Origin of the sequence: Haloferula helveola, assembly GCF_037076345.1 — a bacterium.
In the GTDB taxonomy this organism is placed as follows: Bacteria; Verrucomicrobiota; Verrucomicrobiia; order Verrucomicrobiales; family Akkermansiaceae; genus Haloferula; species Haloferula helveola.
Genome location: NZ_AP024702.1, coordinates 116,274 through 135,003, shown reverse-complemented (window position 1 = coordinate 135,003; position 18,730 = coordinate 116,274). Strand labels below are relative to the sequence as shown.

9 protein-coding genes are annotated in these 18,730 nt (G+C 63.0%); 2 read left to right on the top strand and 7 right to left on the bottom strand.

Features of this window, described 5'->3' with window-relative positions:
* Window positions 1-23 precede the first annotated feature (23 nt).
* Window positions 24-3,983 carry a LamG-like jellyroll fold domain-containing protein gene (locus HAHE_RS00435; protein ID WP_338687560.1) on the top strand — a complete coding sequence of 1,320 codons (3,960 nt, stop codon included), beginning with the start codon at window positions 24-26 and terminating at the stop codon, window positions 3,981-3,983.
* A gap of 434 nt (window positions 3,984-4,417) precedes the next feature.
* Here the strand turns inward: HAHE_RS00435 and HAHE_RS00430 are convergent, their stop codons facing one another.
* Both HAHE_RS00430 and HAHE_RS00425 read right to left on the bottom strand, forming a co-directional pair.
* Window positions 4,418-6,472, bottom strand: a complete 2,055-nt coding sequence (locus HAHE_RS00430) for an Ig-like domain-containing protein (RefSeq protein ID WP_338687559.1) — start codon at window positions 6,470-6,472, stop codon at window positions 4,418-4,420.
* 209 nt (window positions 6,473-6,681) lie between these two features.
* On the bottom strand, window positions 6,682-8,133 hold the full coding sequence (locus HAHE_RS00425; RefSeq protein WP_338687557.1) for a sialate O-acetylesterase: 1,452 nt from the start codon (window positions 8,131-8,133) through the stop codon (window positions 6,682-6,684).
* 159 nt (window positions 8,134-8,292) lie between these two features.
* Between HAHE_RS00425 and HAHE_RS00420 the strand changes: the two genes are divergently transcribed.
* Window positions 8,293-8,703, top strand: a complete 411-nt coding sequence (locus HAHE_RS00420) for a hypothetical protein (RefSeq protein ID WP_338687556.1) — start codon at window positions 8,293-8,295, stop codon at window positions 8,701-8,703.
* A gap of 35 nt (window positions 8,704-8,738) precedes the next feature.
* Here the strand turns inward: HAHE_RS00420 and HAHE_RS00415 are convergent, their stop codons facing one another.
* The 5 genes from HAHE_RS00415 to HAHE_RS00395 all read right to left on the bottom strand — a co-directional run bounded on the left by HAHE_RS00415 (window position 8,739) and on the right by HAHE_RS00395 (window position 18,713).
* Window positions 8,739-9,920, bottom strand: a complete 1,182-nt coding sequence (locus tag HAHE_RS00415) for an AGE family epimerase/isomerase (protein ID WP_338687555.1) — start codon at window positions 9,918-9,920, stop codon at window positions 8,739-8,741.
* A complete protein-coding gene (locus HAHE_RS00410; RefSeq protein ID WP_338687554.1) occupies window positions 9,917-10,813 on the bottom strand; it encodes a dihydrodipicolinate synthase family protein in 897 nt (298 codons plus the stop codon). The genes HAHE_RS00415 and HAHE_RS00410 overlap by 4 nt, the downstream gene beginning before the upstream one ends.
* Entirely contained in the window at window positions 10,810-13,344 is a 2,535-nt protein-coding gene (locus HAHE_RS00405; protein WP_338687553.1) for a sodium:solute symporter family transporter, read from the bottom strand. Before HAHE_RS00405 ends, HAHE_RS00410 begins: the two co-directional genes overlap by 4 nt.
* A gap of 103 nt (window positions 13,345-13,447) precedes the next feature.
* Window positions 13,448-16,357, bottom strand: a complete 2,910-nt coding sequence (locus tag HAHE_RS00400; RefSeq protein ID WP_338687552.1) for a hypothetical protein — start codon at window positions 16,355-16,357, stop codon at window positions 13,448-13,450.
* A gap of 109 nt (window positions 16,358-16,466) precedes the next feature.
* A complete protein-coding gene (locus tag HAHE_RS00395) occupies window positions 16,467-18,713 on the bottom strand; it encodes a sialidase family protein (RefSeq protein ID WP_338687551.1) in 2,247 nt (748 codons plus the stop codon).
* Window positions 18,714-18,730 lie beyond the last annotated feature (17 nt).

Here is an 18,730-nt window from a genome sequence, read left to right as displayed (position 1 = left end):
ACCCCACAAAATCCGCAATATCCATGCATCCAAAACAAAAACTCATTCTTGGCGCCACGACCTTGCTGGTCGCCATTCCCCCGGCCACCGGCCAAACGCTTGAGGCGATCGCCGACACGATCATGCTCTCGAACTCCGGAGCACCTAGCTTAGGGGACACCCGAGACTGTGAGGACAACTTCGGAGCAAGAAGCGAAGTGATCCTCGGTGGGAACGGATCCACCAACAATCCTCGCCATGGACTGTTTCGATTCGACGTCAGTTCACTGATCGGTCCGATCACCGAGGGCGCGACCCTCAACTCGGCGACGCTTACCCTTTTCGAGCGGGCGGCGCGCGACGGGAACAACGGAACCCTCAGTCAGACCTTTGACGCGTTTCCGCTGGTGGCGGGCAATGCGGGATGGGTGGAAGGAACGAAGACCGGAGGCTCTGCAGGCTACTCAGCAGAAGCGGGCTCCGTATCGTATCTCTATCTGGCCGCTCCGGCGGCGCTCGGAGGAACCGACGGCACCCAGTGGTTCAGCCAGGGCGGTGGATCGACTCCGGCCGGCGCCCTGCCATCCCCTTCCTTGTTCCAATTCGGAACGGATACCGGCGCTTCTCTCGGCAGCGGTACCGTTAACTTCGCAACTGGTGTTTCCGACACGCTTTCAATCACTCTTGATGCGGTAACCTTGCAATCCATCCTGCCCCAGTGGTTGGCTGACGGCACTCAGAATGCAGGCATTGCGGTCGAGTCGGGCGGAACCAACCAGCTCTTCTTCGACTCCCTTCAGGGCGATGGCAACGGCGCCGAACTCGCGCTGACGTTCGACCCGTTCCCTGGCGACGCTGATTACGATGGTATCCAGGACACGGACGAGACCAATACCGGCACTTACGTCAGCCCGTCCGACACCGGCACCGATCCGGCGCTTTACGACACCGATGGTGACGGCATTTCCGACGGCGACGAGATCGATACCGGCAAGGGCTCTGCGTTCTTCTCCGATCCGAACAAGGCCGACACGGACAACGACGGAATGGACGACAAGTACGAGATCGACAACGGACTCGATCCGAACGACGCGACCGGTGACAACGGCGCGGCAGGTGACCCGGATGGCGACAATGTTTCGAACATCGACGAGATGAACGGACTGGCGGGCTACGGTCCGACCGACCCGCAGGATTCCGACAGTGACGACGACTTCCTGACTGATGGTGAGGAAACCAGCGGCTCGCTCAACGTGGCGTTCTTCAATGATCCGACCGATCCGAACGACAACGACAGCGATGATGACGGTTTGTTCGACGATCAGGAAATCGACGGCACGTTCAACGTGTGGACCGCGGGACTTGAGACCGGCGCGCCGGGTGATCCGACCGACCCGAACAGCGCGGACAGCGATGGTGATGGCCTCACGGACCCGCAGGAGATCGACAATCTCCTCGATCCGAACGTCGATGGCAGCGTGGGCGAAACCAGCGGTGGTGCCGGTGACGGTCCCCAGGGTGCGCTTGGCGATCCGGACTCGGACGGTCTGACCAATGAGGACGAGATCGTTACCTATCTGACCGATCCCCGTGATCCTGACACCGACTTCGACAACCTGACCGATGGTGAGGAAGTCAACGGTTCGCTGAACCCGTTCGGTGGTGAGGCTACTGATCCGAATGATGACGACAGCGACAACGACGGTCTCCTCGATGGCGAGGAAGTGACCGGTGTGGAGAACCCTTGGTTGAGCGGAGCGCTCCGCGATCCCTACAATTCGGGAAGCGATCCGGCAGGTGATCCGACCAACCCGAATGCGGCCGACACCGACAGCGATGACATTGATGACCTCGACGAGATCACCGGCGATGCCAACCCGTGGAGCGGGGGAGTGCTGGGCTCGCCTCCGGGTGAATCCACCGACCCGAACAACGGTGACACCGACGGTGACCTGACCTTCGATGGTGCCGAGATCGCGACCGGATTCGATCCGAGCGATGCCGCGAGCTTCCCGGACTTCTTCCAGCACTGCATCGGCTACTGGCCGCTGGACAGGGCCACGGGCATCACCGATCCCAATGCGATCGTGACCGCAGGTGTCGACGATGCTGTCTTCGCCGACGGTGGCGGCAACGGGCTCACGTGGGCTCTTGGTGGCACCTACGGAAGCGGTGGAGGGATCTGCGGCTATGCCGAAACCGACAACTCGAACCTCGCTTACTTCGAGATTGATGAGATTCCGGGACTGGTGAGCGCTACTCCGAAGTTCACGATCATGGGCTGGGTTAGGCGCAACAGCACCGGCTACCGCGGTATCTTCTTCAGTCGTGACGTGGACGATGTCCAGAACGGCTCGGCGGGAACCAACCAGAACTACGGACTCGCGCTCGACGCCACCCATGTCGAAGGCCGTTACTCGGGCAATGCAATCGATCCGCCGGGCGGAGTGGGCGAACTCGCTTCAACCGCGGAGTGGTATCACGTCGCCATGACATACGATGGCACGACCGGCAGGACCTATCTGAACGGCGAAGAGGTTGGTTCCGCCAATCCACTGGTGACGGAGATCACCCGGGCAGGAAAGTTCTTCATGGGTGACGATCCGGCTTTGAGCAACCGTCAGTTCAACGGCGCGCTCGACGACTTCGCCGTGTTCAAGACGAACCTTCCCGGTTCCGTGATCAACAGCGTTTACACCAACGGTCTCGCGGGTCAGCCGATGCCGACTGCGTTCCCCAACGCACCGCTGGCACTGCAGAATCCCGACTCCGACGGTGACGAGATCTGCGACCAATGGGAGATCGATCTCTACGGCAGCATCAATGGGGACGACGACGGTGACGGGATTGAGGATGCCCGGGAAGAGTTCATTCTTCTCACCGATCCTTTCAACGACGACACCGACGGCGACGGGATCCTCGACGGTGAGGAGATCGAACTCGGCGCGGACGGCTTCATCACGGATCCGACCGATCCCGATTCCGACAATGACGGTGTTTCGGACGGCCAGGAAATCCTCGACGGAACCGATCCGACCGATGCCGGAAGTGTGATTCCTCCGACCATTGCCGGTGCGCTCTGCGCCTACTACACCTTCGACGAAACCTCGGGCATCACCGCCGCCGACAGCGCGACGGGTGACGGCGCGCAGGACTTCACGCAGGTTGCCGGCGGTGTCGCATGGGCGCCGGGCCTGATTGACGGCGCGATCGTCCTGACCGCTGATGTGATGACGAGTGTTAGCCCGCTGCCGAACGGGACGACATCGTTCACCATCTCGGCCTGGGTAGCGGAAGCTCCGGGAGAGTCGGGCTACAAGGGCATCTACACGACCGGTGCGGCCGGTGGTAGCGAGAACTGGGGTCTGAACGTCGAGGGCAGCCGCCAGTTCGATATGCGTATCGCCAGCAACGGCGGTGGCAGCCAGGGCCTCGATATGCCCGGCGCGACTCAGAACGAGTGGCACCACATCGCGATGTCCTGGACTTCGGATGGTGTGGCTGCAACGGCCAAGACGTACCTCGACGGCGAATTGGTCGTCACCAAGACCGAGGCTGACAACATCGCGCTGGCCTTCAACGCCGGTCCCCAGACTTGGTATCTCGGTCGCGACCGTCTGACGGACAGCCGCCGCTTCACCGGCGCGATGGATGACATGGCGGTGTTCAAGAGCGTCATCAGCGACGATGACATCAAGGACATCTACTATGCCGGCCTTGCCGGGATTCCGGTGACCGACCTGATCGTGGAAGGACCGCTCAAGGTGATCAGCATCGAAGCCGGCGTTCCGAACCCGAACGACATCACGATCACGTGGGATTCGTCGGGAGGTGCCGCGACCTACAAGGTTGTGTCGAGCGCTGACCTTTCGACCGCGGTGACCACCTGGCCGACCGTGCCGGGAGGATCCGGCATTCCAAATGCGGGAGCCACAACTTCGGCGGTCATCACCGATGCGCTCCTGAGCGGACCGAAGCAGTTCTACGCGATTGCCGAGGAGTAACGGTCGCCCGAACCATTTGCAGATGGAGGTCTGCAGTGCACAACTCCCCGGGCCGTTCACTCGGTCCGGGGAGTTTCGTTTTTACCCGGGGTCAGAATTCGGAAGGCAGGGGCGGTCGGGGGGAATATCCAATATCCAACAAGGCATTCCCAATTTTCAAGTGGGTGATGGAGAGAGGCCGCCTTTGCTGCGAGCAAAGGAGGACAGGCAGGCGTGTGGACGGTGGAACGCTGCGCGCTCGCGGGCGTAGAGCGGGGGAATGGTGCGCGGACTTCAGTCCGCATTTCGCTCGGCCGGGGTTCCGGGGCGGACTGAAGTCCGCGCACCATTTCAAGAGACGGATCCTTTGCGGTCGATTTTCAGATCCCGCGTTGCCGCGACCGTGGCGCCTTGACGGACTGGTCTGCTCCAGAGTCCTAGCTCGCCGGAGTCTTCTATTCCTTCTCGATCGAAAGTCGCGTCACGACCCAGTTCGGGTCCTTTCCGCCTTGATCGGAGAACTCGAGATCAAGCGTGCCGTCCCTCACTTCGACGGTGCCGGTGACATAGGGAAACTTCCCTGCTCCTGCTGAGACGCGATCACCCAGAAGCGTTCCTTCCGCCCGGACCTGCATGGCGTCGTGGGGGTCGTCGAGATCACCCATGTTGAGAGTGATCTTCCAGCGTCCGTTGGTGAGCTTGTGCCGGAGAATCGTGGTGTCCGGGCCGAAAACGAAGTCACGGTTGATGTCGTTGACGCCGTTCTTGCGTCCCCGTTCACGGGCATCCGGAGGGCTGCCGTTTCCGAAGATCCATTCGATGTCGCCGCGGGTCTTCGGAGTGATCGCGATCCAATCGTTCTGCACCGGGGATCCCGAGGGTCCGAGGTCGTAATGGTAAGAGTTTCGAGAAAGATCGACGACGGAAGGGCCCTCGACGGTGACGTAGACCGCACCCCAGTCCTTCCTGCCGGTGGCATCAACCACGCTGTAGTGGAAGAAGTCTCGCCCGGTGAATGCCTCCGGGGGAGTGTAGACGACTTCATTCCTGCGGCCCGGCCCTGTGCCGGTGGAAAGCGCGATGGAGCCGCCTTTGAAGCTGACCGTGTCGAGCAGTTGCACATCGAGCACGTCGTTGTTGCAGTCGTAGTCGTTGGCGATGACGTCGAGTGTCACCGGCTTCCCCGTCTCGGTGGTCGCCAGATCGCGATAGCCGAAGGGGCGGATCGGACCCGGGTCCTTGACGGGATCGCCGAAGCGTCGTCTGGCCTGTCTCGCGCGGAACACGCAATCGGCTTCCTCGGTGGCGAGTCGCCCGATGTTGTGGTTGCCGCCGCCATGCATGATGCTCACGTGGTAGTCGTTTCCTCCGGGCTTCCCGGCGCCGTCATTGCTCCTCGGCCTCGCTTCGTAGAAGAAGCCCGACTTGTTGTTGTGCTGGAGGTTCCACGAATGTCCGAACTCGTGGACGATCGTGCCATTGGCCCAACTCGTTGCGCCCCGTCCACATGAAAGTGCGTAGCGGTTGCCGCCGCCGACGGTATTGACGTAGGCGATTCCGGAGGGCGGGTAGTAGACGTGGTAAACGGCGAGGTCATGGGTCTTGCCGACTTTGTCCGGGTTCTTGTTCCAATAGTCGCGGAAAGCATTCAGCCCGCCGACGTCTCCCTTGTGGATACGGTCCCGTAGCGGATCGGTTTTTGAGTCCGTACGGATGATCACCGTGCCAAGCCGGTGTTTGATGCCCGCGGAGTGGAGAAACCGCGCATCCAGATTTCCGACCAGAGATTGCGCAGACGCCTGGGCCATCTCCATCTTGCCCTTGTAAGCGGAGTCGGCGAGAAATGCCTTCGAGCTGATCTCGGCTCCGATCTCGAATTCGAGCACATCCATCACCCGGGTTGGTGGCAGCGTTGCGGTCGATTTGGGTGCCGCAGCACCAGCCACCGGAGCGAGGACGGTGGTGATGGGCCCAGTCGAAGCCTCAATTTCAGGGGGCAGAATCGCAGCAGGCTGCGATGTCGCTTCGTGATCACCGCTACTGCCCTCGCAGATCAGGTGGACGCCTCCACCACCCGGCGCAGGTTCGACGAGAATGGGTTCTCTCCCGGGGCGGACGACCGTTGCCAGCATTCCCATTTCCGTGAGGACGGCGCTGACGGCAAATTCAGGGTGCCCGATCACGTGGCCGAGATAGCTGCCGTCTTCCTGCAGCTCGATTTCCTTCAAATTCCCCGAACCATCATCCACGAGGCATCTTGAGTTGGGTCCGAGAACCTGGCTTTTCGCCAGATTCAGCAGGAGGGATTCGTTCCCGATGTCGATCGCCGTGGTGAAGCTTTGGGGAAGCCCGGCCGGCAACCGCAGCGCGCGGGCCTTGATCTCATGAACATCGCGCTTTTCCGGGCTGGCGTGAGGTCCGGGTGTGGGAACCGGTAGTGCATGGTCGTGGGACTCGTGGCAGTAGCCGAATGGTGCGATCGTGAGGAGAGGAATGGAGGCGATTCTCATGGAGATTCTTCGGCAGGAAGGCCGACTCCGTGTTTACAGCCGTCGAAGAACCAAATCGGACGAACTATTTCGGGGGGCTCATGTGGACTCCCGGCCTGTTCGGTTGACGCCCCGAGCACTTCGTTCGATTCACTGCAAAACACACGGACTCCCGCCGCCCGATCGGACGAGGAGGAAGCTGTACAGCGCGGGAAGCTCGGGCTTGCCAATCAACGGGGCGGCTCGACCGCATCATCGTAGCCACAGGTCGTGAAGGGGCCTACGGGCATGCCGTCGATGTTGTAGAGGAGGTGGCCGAGAGGCTGGGTGGTGTAGGCGTAGCGCACCGCGTCGGGCTTTTCCACGCCGTCCGCCGAGACGACCAGCTCGGAGCCTTCGATCTTGCCGTCGGCCCAATGCCATTGGCCGCTGGCGTCGCGAATCGACAACCACTGCAGCTTGGCGTCGGGGGTCGGAACGGGCGGGAGGAATCCGTCCGGCAGGGCTTCCGCTTTCTTCGCGATCATCAGGCCGTTGTCGGCGTTCTTGGAGAACGAAACACGGATCGTGTTGCCCTCGACTTCGTGGCTTTTGTAGAGCGGGCAGGCGCTGATGCTCTCGAGGCCATACACCTTGTTGAGGACCGAGCGGGCCAACCGAACGCCGGTGTCGTATTTGTTGGGTGGGTGCTCACCTTTGGTGCCGACGTCGATGGTGACCGCCATGCCGGTATCCTCCACGGCCAAGGTGTCGACGTAGGCCTGCCGGATTTCGGCCCTGCCGTCTCCGCCAGCGGGGTTGTCGGAGCCCGACTCCCGAATGCCGGGAAGCTGGACGAAGTGGACCGGGAAGGAACCTTGTCCCCATGACTTCCGCCAGCCTTCGATCAGCGACTTGAGCTTCGGGTGGTAGTCCCGGCCGCCCTTCTCGTTGCTTTCCCCTTGGTACCAAATGGCGCCGCGGATCCCGTAGCCGACCAAAGGTTCCAGGAGCTCTTGGTAATGTTTGCCCACCGGGTGGGGTGGTTGGTTCAGCCAGCTTTCGATTTTCGAGCCGCCTACCGCCGTGACCATCAGGCCGACCGGAACAAGGGCGTCCTGTTGAAGGCGGCGGGCGAAGAAGAAGGCCACCTTGTTGAAGGCGGGGGCGGTCTCCGGCGAGCAAACCAGCCAGCCTTCTCCACCCAGCAGTCGGAGCGCGGGATAGTCTGCCTTCTGGATCGAGTCCTCGGGATGGTGGCGGGAGGTGCCGGTCTTCATGCGACCGGCCATGTTGGATTGGCCGGCGCACAGCCACACATCTCCGACGAGAAGGTTGCGGATCTCCTTGCGGGCTTGCTTGCCATCCTTCTCGCAGACGACGGTGAGGATTTTGCCCGCGGGCGCATCGTTGACCGACTTGAGTGGAACCGCAGTCATGGGATCCAGCAACGCACGCCATTTTCCCTCGGCATCCGCCGTGACGGTCTTCGACTGGCCGTCAAAACTGACCATGACCTCGGCGCCGGGCAGTGACTGACCCCAGACGGGCAGTTCCATGTTCTGCTGCAGGACCGCGTTGTCCTGGAAAGGCAGGGGCATGACGGGTTCCAAGGTCGGTGCTGGTTCAGCTCGAGACGGGCTGACTGCCATGCAGACGCTGGCGAGGGCGGAAGTGACGGTGAGGATGTAGGGATGGGTCATGAGTGTCCGGCCGGTAATCGGAATGAATACGGCGTTCGGGCGGTTCTGTTTCGTGCCGGGGGACGGATCGGGCAGGTGTTCGAGGCGAGTCCGCCCGATCGTGATCCCGGCGACAGAACTGGGTCGACAGCATGGCACCGGAGATATAGTCATCGTTCCGTGAAAAAGATCCTCCCTTGCCTCATTCCGTTGTTTTTTGCCGGTTGCGCTACTGAGCCGGCTTCGCTGGAGACCCGATTCAACGCCGCTGATACGGACGGCGACGGTCTGGTATCGCGCAAGGCCGCGACCGATCTTTTCATCGCCGACGCATTCGCGCGCTATGATGCCAACGGGGACGGAATCGTCGACGAGGCGGAATTCACTGCCGGAGGAGGGGATCAGGCGAAGTTCCGTGAGATGACGAAGGCTTCGGGTGGCAAGATGTCGCTCGCGGACGCCCAGAACACTCCGGCGATCGTGGAGACCATGGGTGTCTCATTCGACGAGGCGGACACCAATGGCGACGGCATGGTATCCTTGGCCGAAGCGAAGGCTCACGAAGCCGCCGTCAATGCGGCGGTGCGCTGACGGTCGGGTCGTCGAGGCCCGAGCCGGTCGATGAACTACTTTCCGTTGCGTTCTTCTTCCGCGGCTGCCGAGAGGCAGTGACAGATCCAGAGTGCGCGCGGGTGGTGGAAGAAGGATTTCCACAGGTTGCCTTTGAGCGTGCTTGAAGGTGATCCGTCCTGCTGGAGATATCCGAACCATTCGCCGTGCTCCGGATCGGCGAAGCGGGAGAAGGACCACGTCCGGCACTTTTCGTGCATGACGAGGTAGCGGTCTTCTCCGGTGAGACGGTGGGCCATCAGGGTCGCGATCAGGGTCTCGTCGTGCGGCCACCAGAATTTCATGTGGTGCCAGTACTCCTGCACCGGGTGGTGGTGGACGTCGCGGAAGTAGTAGATGCCGCCATGCTCCTGATCCCAGCCCCGCTCCCACATCCAGTCGAGCATGTCGCAGCCCAGCTTCGTCAGCCGTGAATCGTTCCGTCGCCGCGCTTCCTCGAGAATGAACCAGGCGCCCTCGATGGCGTGGCCGGGGTTGAGCGTCCGGCCGTCGAAGTGGTCCGAGATCGAGCCGTCTGGCTCCACCACTTCCATCACGACTTTCCGGTCGGGTTTCACGAAGTAGCGCTCGATCTCCTCGATGCAGCGGTCGATCCACGCAGTCGTCGCGTCCGACTTGCCGAGGCGGAGTTCGAGTTCCTGGGCAGTCACCAGCGTGATCATCCGAGGAGCGAGCCCGACCATGGGCCGTGCGTCGGTGAACTTCGGCGGGATCTTTCCCGGCGTGAAATTCCAGTCGGTGAATCGTTCGAAGAGTTCCCGCGCCTTCGAGGCGGACCGGTCGGAGCCGGTCGCGGCGGCATGGGCGGCGAAGGCGATCGACGCGAAGCTCTCGGAGTAGGCGTAGCGACGCTTGCGGATCGGGGTGCCGTCGCGGGCCACGTGGAACCACATGCGGCCGTCCGAAGGATCGATGCACTTTTCTTCGAGGAATCGGAGCCCGGATTCGGCCCACTCCAGCCACTCCGGCCGTTGTTCCAGTTCGAGGTAAAGGACGAGCAGCATCCAGCTCATCCGTCCTTGGGCCCAGACGGACTTGTCGGTATCGACGAGCGAGCCGTCACGATCAAAGCAGTGCAGGAAACCGCCGTGTTCCACATCGACCGATCGGGGAAACCAGAACGGCAGGCAGTCGTCGCGGAGCTGCCTGAGGTAGAACTCGCCAAGATCCTCGGTCACGATTGCAGAACCGGAGGATGGAGCTTTTCGCGTAGGGCGTCGAGCTGTGCCGGGGTCGGATTCGAAATCGGCAGCCGTGCCGGACCGACCGGCACGCCCTGCCAGCCCATCACCGCCTTGGCGGCGCCAAGGTAGCCGATCGCGGCGAGGGTATCGATCAGGTCGATCGCCTGCTGCTGAAGCTTCCGTGCGGTGTCGATGTCGCCGGCCTCGTAGGCATCGATCAGATCGCGATAAAGCGGGGCCGCGAAGTTGTAGGACGAGCCGACCGCACCGGTCGCACCCGTCTGGAGCGCGTCGAGGAGCTTCTCGTCGATGCCCCAGGGTAGATCGAAGTCACCGACCGAACGGGCGACCTGAAATTCGTCGAGGTCGTCGTTGGTGAACTTGATTCCGACCAGATTGGGGATCTGCCCCGTTGCCGATTTGAGGAAGTCCGACATCGGGAACCGGACACCGGTAAGCACCGGGATGTCGTAGTAGTAGAAGGGAAGGGATGGGGCGGCCGAGGCGATCGCACCGCAGCATTCCACGAGATCCTCGATGCTGGCCGGTTTGTAGTAGCTGGGAGCGAGAGCGGAGATGGCGTCGAGTCCGAGATCCGCAGCGGCGGCAGCGAAAGCCTTCGCGTCCTCGATGCAGTTCGATCCGACATGCGCGACGACCTTGATGTCGTGCTCGGGACCGGCCTTGGCCCACGCGGTGAACATCGCAAGGCGCTCGTCGCGGGTCAGCGAGTGGGCTTCACCGGTCGAACCGGTGATGAACACGCTGCGGATGCCCTGTTCGGCAAGATGCGCGGCCTGGACCGGCACGACTTCCGAAGCGAGCGATCCGTCGGGATGGAAAGGGGTGTGGGTGGCGGCGACGAGGCCGTTAAGTTGGAACTTCATGATGGATTTCGAAGGGAAAGCGTGGAGTCGCCGTGGCCGGGAAGCACGAGGCTGGCGATCCAGCCGACGAGGAAGCAGCTGGAGAAGCCGATGAAGGCGTAGAGCAGACCGGTCACAGGAGCGCCGGTGAGATGGAGAATGAGCACCGTCACGAGTCCGGTGACCGCGCCGATGATCGCGCCGGTGCCGTGGCTGCGCCGGGTGAAGACCCCGAGGGCGAACAGTCCGCCAAGCGAGCCGGCGGTCAGGCCGACCATCGAGTTGAAGGTCTTGAAGGCGGACTCGATGTTGGCTTGGGCCATGGTCACCGCGATGCCGATACCGATCACTCCTGCGATGATCACCGCGGCTTGGGCGGAGCGGAGGTAGCTGTGGTCCGAACGTCCCGGGCGGAACAGGCGGGAGTCGAAGTCCTTCACGAAGGCAGTTGCCACGCTGTTGAGCGAGGAGGAGACCGTGGATTGCGCGGCGGCGAAAATGGCCGCGATTACCAATCCGGAGATGCCCACCGGAAGCTCGCGGACGATGTAGAAGGGAAGGATCGAGTCGCCTGCGGTGAGGGTCGGATCGAGTCTTGCCGGGTGGGTTTTGTAGAAGGCGTAGATCGCGGTGCCCAACAGGAAGAAGACAAGCGATCCGAACACCGACATCCACATCGTGACCTTCAGCGACTTGCGTGCGGCAGGAAGGTCGGGGGTGGTGACGTAGCGTTGCACGACATCCTGGCTGGAGGTGTAGGGGACGAAGGAGTTGAAGAAGAATGCGATGAAGAGGATCACGACCGACGTGGTGCCGTCGGCGATGTCGAACGAATCCCAGCGGAGATTCTCGAACAGCTTGTGATCCTGACTCGCGATCTCGAACAAGCCGGCCGGGCCACCGTCGACACGGAAAGCCGCGAGCCCGAAGCAGAGCAGGGCGCCCGCCATCAGCACGAGGGCCTGGATGGCATCGGTCCAGACGACCGCCTCGATCCCGCCGATCACGGTGTAGATCAGGCACAGCACGCCGATGACGATGATGGCGGTGGTGACATTGATATCGGAGACCGCCGCGAGCGCGAGGGCCGGGAGGTAGAGGACGATCGCGATCCGTCCGAGGTGGAAAGCGGTGAAGGACAGCGAGGCGAACACCCGGCACGCGAGTGAGAATCGTCGCTCGAGGTATTCGTAGGCCGAAGTGAGGTCGAGCTTGCGGAAGAACGGGAGGTAGCAGGCCGCGACCAGCGGAACGATGAGCAGGATCGGCAGTTGGCCGAGATACCACGAGATGTCGGTGCGGTAGGCTCTTGCGGGAATCCCCATGAAGGTCAGCGCGCTGAGCATCGTGGCGAAGATCGAGAGGCCGGCGACCCACGAGGGAATGCGTTGGCCGCCCCGGAAGTAGGCTTCGGTCGAACCTGCCGCCTCCCGTTTCATGAAGAACACGCCGATGCCGATCATGCCGGCGAGGTAGATGCCGACGATCGACCAGTTGATGGCCCCGAAGGCGGACTTGTTGGCTTGTGGCTTGAGGGCGATGACCTGGGGCGAACGGACCGCAGGTCTCACTTCACCGCTGGCAATCACGAAGTTGCCGTTCCACTCCGTGACCGGAGCCGTGACCGGCGGGCGCACGGCGGAAGGCAACTCGACCGTCGGAGTCCAGGTGTCGGTGATGGTGTCGTAGGCGAGGATCTCGTGGAGAAATCCCGGATGTTCGGACTTCGGTTGGAAATCGGCCAGGGAGCCGTCGTCGCCGCCGATCACGACGAGATGGGATGCACCGATGGCGGGAGCGGGCGAGGGCGCGGCGACCGCGGCGCGGGGTATGTCGGCAAGCTGGACCCAATTACCAGATGCATCGTATTTCCAAGCGTCACGCAGGTAGGTGCGGACCGGCTTGCCGTCACTGTCAGGAGCCAGCGAGGCGCCTGAGAAGACAAAGAACGATCCGTCCCTCGTGGCGGCAACGGGGAGAATCCGGCCATCGGTCGGAAGAGGTGCGAGTTCGGTCCACTGGTCTCCCGCGAAAGCAAAGTGGCGGTTCGAGGCTGTCGTGGCGTCAGGCGAATCCGTTCCGCCGATGATGTGGACCGCACCATTGACAAGAGCGCCCGCCATATTCGCCAAGGGCACGGGCAGGGGAGGAAGCGTCTCGGTTACGATCTTCGAGCCGCCCCATGTCAGTCGGAACACATCCGCGTAGTGACGGTCGGCATCCGACCCACCGATACAAACCAAGCCGGCGCCGGTGGTCACCGACACACCATAGGCCAGCGGGCGGGGGAGGCGTCCGGCTTCGGTCCAGGCGCCGTCGGTTTTTGTCAGAACGAAGACCCGGTCATGCCAAACCTTGCTGCCGCCATCCCAAGGCGCCGCGTCCGGGAAGTTCGCTCCGCCTCCAACGATCAGGGCATCAGCGGACACGCCGGCGAAGGCTCCGGCGAAGCCCGTGGGGTCGGGCAGGGCCGGCAGGTCGGTCCAGTCGAGGCTGGCCCGCGCGGTTGGAAGATGCACGAGCAAGAGGATGGCGGTGAGGATTCGGATCACTTCGAAAGACTCTGAATGCTAGATGGGGGGGCTGCCCAGAGCGTTGCTCGGAAAGTGGTCGGGTGAGCCGTCCAGTTCGGCCCACCCGCTCACCGATTCCTGGTCAGGGAACCACCAAACGGAGACGTGCGAATTTCGCGGAAGCCCCGGCCTTCGGGATCGTGACGGTGACGAGATCGGTGCTGCCGTTGTCGACAACGGTGACTCCGGGGCCGGAGGTTTCGCCGACCGTAATCTGGTCCTCGACCGGCCACGTCGACAGGTCGGTGCTGGTTTCGACGATCACGTCGAGGACTCCGATTGCCTGGTCGTCGCGGGTGAACTCCAGAACGAGGTCGCCTGCGGTGGTGGAGACATCGGGAAGGGCCACGTCGTTCGGAGCCGTGGGATTGCCGCCAAGCAGCATCTCGAGGGCGTTGCCGATGCCGTCCTTGTCCGGGTCGGCGTCAGTGCCGATGATCAGCGGGTCGCTTTCGCCTGGATAGAATCCGTCGATCCACAGAGCGAATCCGGTCAGTCCGGCACCGGGAGCGTAGACGAGCTCAAGGTCGTTGCCGTTCTGCTGGATCGTCCACGTCCCGGTCGCGCCTGTGGCGGTGGCGAAGGCGCTGTCATCGATCTCGAAGAGATCGGAGTCGAAGCCGGTGATGCCATTTCCGGACTGGGCGATGACGAAGGTCATGGCCGATTCGGTGAAGTCGCCGATCGAGTCCGGAAGGATCGCGATCGTGACCGGTGCCAGCGGTGTGGCGGTGAGGTCGATCTGGATCTCGTCCGCGACAAGCAGGTCGGAGTCGGTGCCGGGGATGCCGCCCGACCATTGGGTGAGTTCCCAAGCATAGGTCGAGTTCCCGAAGAGATAGATCCAGTTGGTGGTGGTGAAGGTGCCGGTGCTGTTGCCCGGTGCCAGTGTGCCTTCGAGATTGATGTCGGAGGCGGTCTGCCCGCCGCCTCCGACAGTGGCCCCGGGAAGAACCTCAAGGAGGCTCAGGGGGCCGGGAGATTGGCTGCCGTGCAGGCCGTTGATGAGCAGCGTGCCGGCACGAACCGTGGTGTCGCCGGTGTTGGTCGCGGATCCGGTGAGGTCGACGACCTGATCGGGAGTGTCGCTGTCGAGTCCGACGAAGAGCTCGCCGTCACCGGTGATCGTGTTGGCCACGGTGTGGCTGTCGGTGCGCGAGAAGGTGAGTGAGCCGTTGTTGACGATGGCTGCGGTGCCGAGCGATCCCGCGGCATCCGGGCCGTTCTGCGTCACATTGGTATCGCCGGGGACCCCGCCGACACGGACCGGAACGCCACTGTCGATCGTGATGGTGCCGTCGGCCGTGTTCTCGCCGGTGAGGATGTAGCCGAGCTGGTTGTCGGTCATGGAGCTGTTCGGGTCTTCGAAGGTGAGGCCGCCTGAGCCGGAGATGACACCCTGCAGCTTGAGCTGACGTGCGAAGGCGGCGGACGAGCGGTTGCGGATCGCGTTGTCGGTGCCGACGAGCACGATGTCGTTGGTCCATGTCCAGCTGCCGTTGTATTGCGAAAGGGCACCGCTGGAGCTCCCGTCGCCGAGGGTGACCGGGCCGGAGCCCATCGCCGTGCGTCCGTTGCGCAGGGTTTGGAGTTCGGAGCCTCCGATCACAGTGACGCCTCCGCTCAGAGCGCTCCACGAGGAAGCCTCGTCGAAGCCGATGCCCGTGCCTGGGTTGACGATCACCGTCCCGCCGCCGTCGATGGTAACCGACCCGTCGCCATCGATCTGCTTGAGTTGGGCGCTGCCCGAGTAGTCGACGGTGTCGGAGCGGGAGACGACAAGCGATGCGCCCGTGGCGATGGTGGTGACGCCCGCTGGCGCGTCTCCGACTGTGGCACCGTCACCGATTACCAAGATGCCGCCGTCGATCTGGGTGCTTCCCGTGCGGGACACAGGTCCGGCGAAAGTGAGGGTTGAGGTTCCGGACTTCAGAAGCGTCCCGGTTCCGCCCAGCGTGCCACCGGAAAGGGTGTAATCCACGCTGCTTGCGGAAACGGTGATCCCGTCCGGTTGGACCGTGCCAGTGATCGAGATCAGGCCGGTGGCACCGTCTTCGTCGAAGGTCACATCATCGCCATCGGTGAAGAGAATCGGTGAGTCGTCGGCGTCGAGTTTCCAGTTTCCCGCAGTGGTCGCATCCCAATTTCCGTCGGTTCCACCGGTCCACGTGATGGCGTTGCCTCCGGCGACGGCCGGTGCCGTCAGGAAATTGACCGGGTCGAGGGCGCCCGTGCTGATGCGGTAGCGGTCCTGCAGGCCGTCGAAGTAGCTTGAGGAGGTTCCATTGTAGGCGCCGAGGTAGAAGTCACCGGTCGCACTGACCATGGTGCCGAGCGTTCCGATGTCCGCGTCGGTGTTGGTGTGCTTGAGGACCCCGTCGAGATATGAACGAATCTCTCCCGCGGTGGCGTCGTAGACGACCGAAACGACATGCCACTCGCCATCCGCCTTGGCGGCGGAGATGTCGATGGTGCTGGTGAAGAGGTTGGCGTTGGCGCCGCCGCTGACGAAGGCGTAGTTGAGGAAGCCGCCGGACTCGCGGATCCATATTTCGTTGCCGCCGACCTGTCCCATCAGGCCGTTGACGGCCTGGGCGGTGAAGTTCCAGTTCACCACGGCCTCGAAGGTGTAGCTCTGGGTTCCGTCGAAGGAGAAGTAGGGTGATACCGAGGTGGTCGGCCCGTCCCACTCCTCGGGGATTCCCCCGAGTCCGTCGCGCAGGAACACCTTGCCGACCCGGTCGCCCGACGTGTCGATGCCGGTGCCGGAGCCCGCGGTCACGACCGGCACGTTGCTGTTCGTGGCTCCCCAGAAGCCGTGGTAGCCGTTGCCGGAAACTTCCTCGATGCGATCACCGTCATCGAGGCCGTCGGGATCACCGACGAGCGGGGCGAGGTGGGCGAAGTCGACATCGACGATGGCGGTGGCCATCGCATTTCCCGCCACAAACGTGATCGGTAGCAGGTGACGGAGGGTTTTGATGGTGGGCATGTTTCTCATGGTGGTGGTGTTTTCCGCGTCGAAGATGCGATGCGGTTTCGCCCACCCGGAAGTGCCGGCGTTTGGTTCTTAAAAAGACCAGGTCTCGCGGAGCCGCGGATCAGGGAAGCTCGCGCAGTTCGTAACGGAAGAATCCCCGTGCGGGCGTGCCTGCGGGGAAGTCGATGCGGTCGGTGCGCTCCCAGATGCCGTCATCAAGAGCGGCAAGGCTCACGGATGACCCGGCATCCGACCAAGTACGAAGGTCATCGGAGATGGTGAGTTGCAATCCGAGCCAGTCGGGCAGCAGCCGTTGGCGCGTGCTGACCTCCACCGAGGTGCCCAGGTGGGCGACTGTCAGTGCGGGAGCATCCGGAACGGTCGGGTCGGTTGCCAGAGCGAACTCGAGCAGGTCGGATGTGGTGTCGAGGTCGAGGTCGCCCGGTCCCATCGGTGCGAGCGATCCCGACTCCTCGCGCTCGAAGCTGTCCGGGATGCTGTCGTCGTCGGCGTCGAACTGGGTCTTCTTGCCGCAGAAATCCTCCGGGGCGAGGGCAGCCGGGGTGATCCGGACGAAGTCGATGTCGCCCGTGAGCTCTCGGCCGGAGGCGTTGAAGCGGCCGATCCACAGGGTCTGGGTGTTGGCGAGGCTGCCAGTCGTCGAATCGGTAGTCTCGCCGGCGGGCGCACCGTTGATGTAGAGTCGGAGTTCGCGCGATGCGGGATCGGAGACGTCACGGACGGCGGCGATGTGATGCCACTCACCGTCGTTCACGTTGGCAGTCGAAGTAAGGAACGCTTCGGTGGCGTTGTCGCTGACGAGGAAGCGGAGCTTTCCGTTCTCGAGGCGCAGCCACCACGAGGGTGAGGTCGGCCCGAGGTCCTTGGCGACGATGGCGTCGGTCGCGGTGTGACCGGACGGAATGCGGCATACCGCCTCGATGGTGAACGAGTCGTTCGCTCCGTAGTCGAAGCGGTTGTCGCTTTCGCCATCGGTGAGGCGCAATCCGCCGTCGTTTTGGAACGAGAGCGCGCGGCCGTTTCCGAAGTCCGCAGCGCCGGCTGTGGAGGCAAAGGCTGTGGTGGCGGTGAGGTGGAGACCGTTCTCTTCAGGGTGGACGTCGAGGATCGCCTCATCCGTGGTCGGGCAGGTCTGTCCGGGTTCCGTTTCCTCGAGATTCCACAGTGCGGATCCGGGATTCTCGGCAGGCGGCGGAGGAGTATCGATCCACGCCTCGTTGGCGCGGATGAAGTTGATCGTCTGGTAGGCGGCGGAGCTGGTGCCCGTTTCGAACAGCACACCGAGGTGGTCGTCCGCGGTGCGGACCATGTCGGAGTAGGCGTAGGCTCCGGCATGGATCGGCTTCGGCTGGCTCCATGTGGCCGCTTCGTCGGTGGAGACCCAGATCGCTCCATTCGAACGTGATCCTCCGTTCGGACTGGAGAAGAGGATGCGGCTCACGCTGTCTCCGTCATCGGTCGAACTGTAGCGCAGGAGCGCGCCTTGGCAGACAGGCGTGACAAAGTGCGGGTTGCCATCGAAAGGTCCCGAGTAGCTGGTGCCGCCGTCCTCGGACCATGCTTCGGAACGGTTGCCGGGATCGCTGCCGTAGTCGCGGGAGTTGATGTAAACGCGGGAGCCGCCCGTGGCGGATGGAGCCAGTTCGACCAGCGTGGTTTCGTTCGGTGCTGCGCCGTTGCCGGCCTCGAACACCGCGTCCATGTGCCAAGTCGCACCGTGGTCGTCGGAGTAGAGGATCTGTGAACCGAAAGCCCCGGAGTCCGAGCCATCCGGGCCGATGCGGTGGTTTGCGGGAATCACGAGGCGGCCTGCCTGCTCACCGCGGGCGAGCTGCACGCCATGCACAGGACCCGTCGCATACCAACCCCAACTCTCCTGTTTGACGTTGTCCGTGATTTCGGTGCGACTCGACCAGGTGAGCCCGTCGTCGGTGGAGACGGTGTGGAACACGGTGTCGTTCTCCCGGCAGAACAGCAGATGGATGTGGCCTGTGGAGCGGTCGACCACCGGTGCCGGATTGCCGATGGTGATGCCGGCGGTGCCTCCCTCTTCGTGGACCAGAATGACCGGTCCCCAAGTGACACCGTTGTCGGTGGAGCGTTTGAGAACGAGATCGATGTTGCCACCGTCGCCATAGCCCGCGCGGCCCTCGCAGAAGGCGAGCAGGGTGTTCGCATTCGATCGGACGATGGCCGGGATGCGGAACACCGGGTAGCCGTCGGCCTCGTTGGCGAACACGGTCGTTTCAGTCAGCGATGGTTCTTCGGCGAGACCGATGCTGGAGAGAAAGAGGGCGGACAAGGCGAGGACGTGCCGTGGATCCGGGATTTGAAGCTTTGGATTCATCGGAGGCAAAATACGCC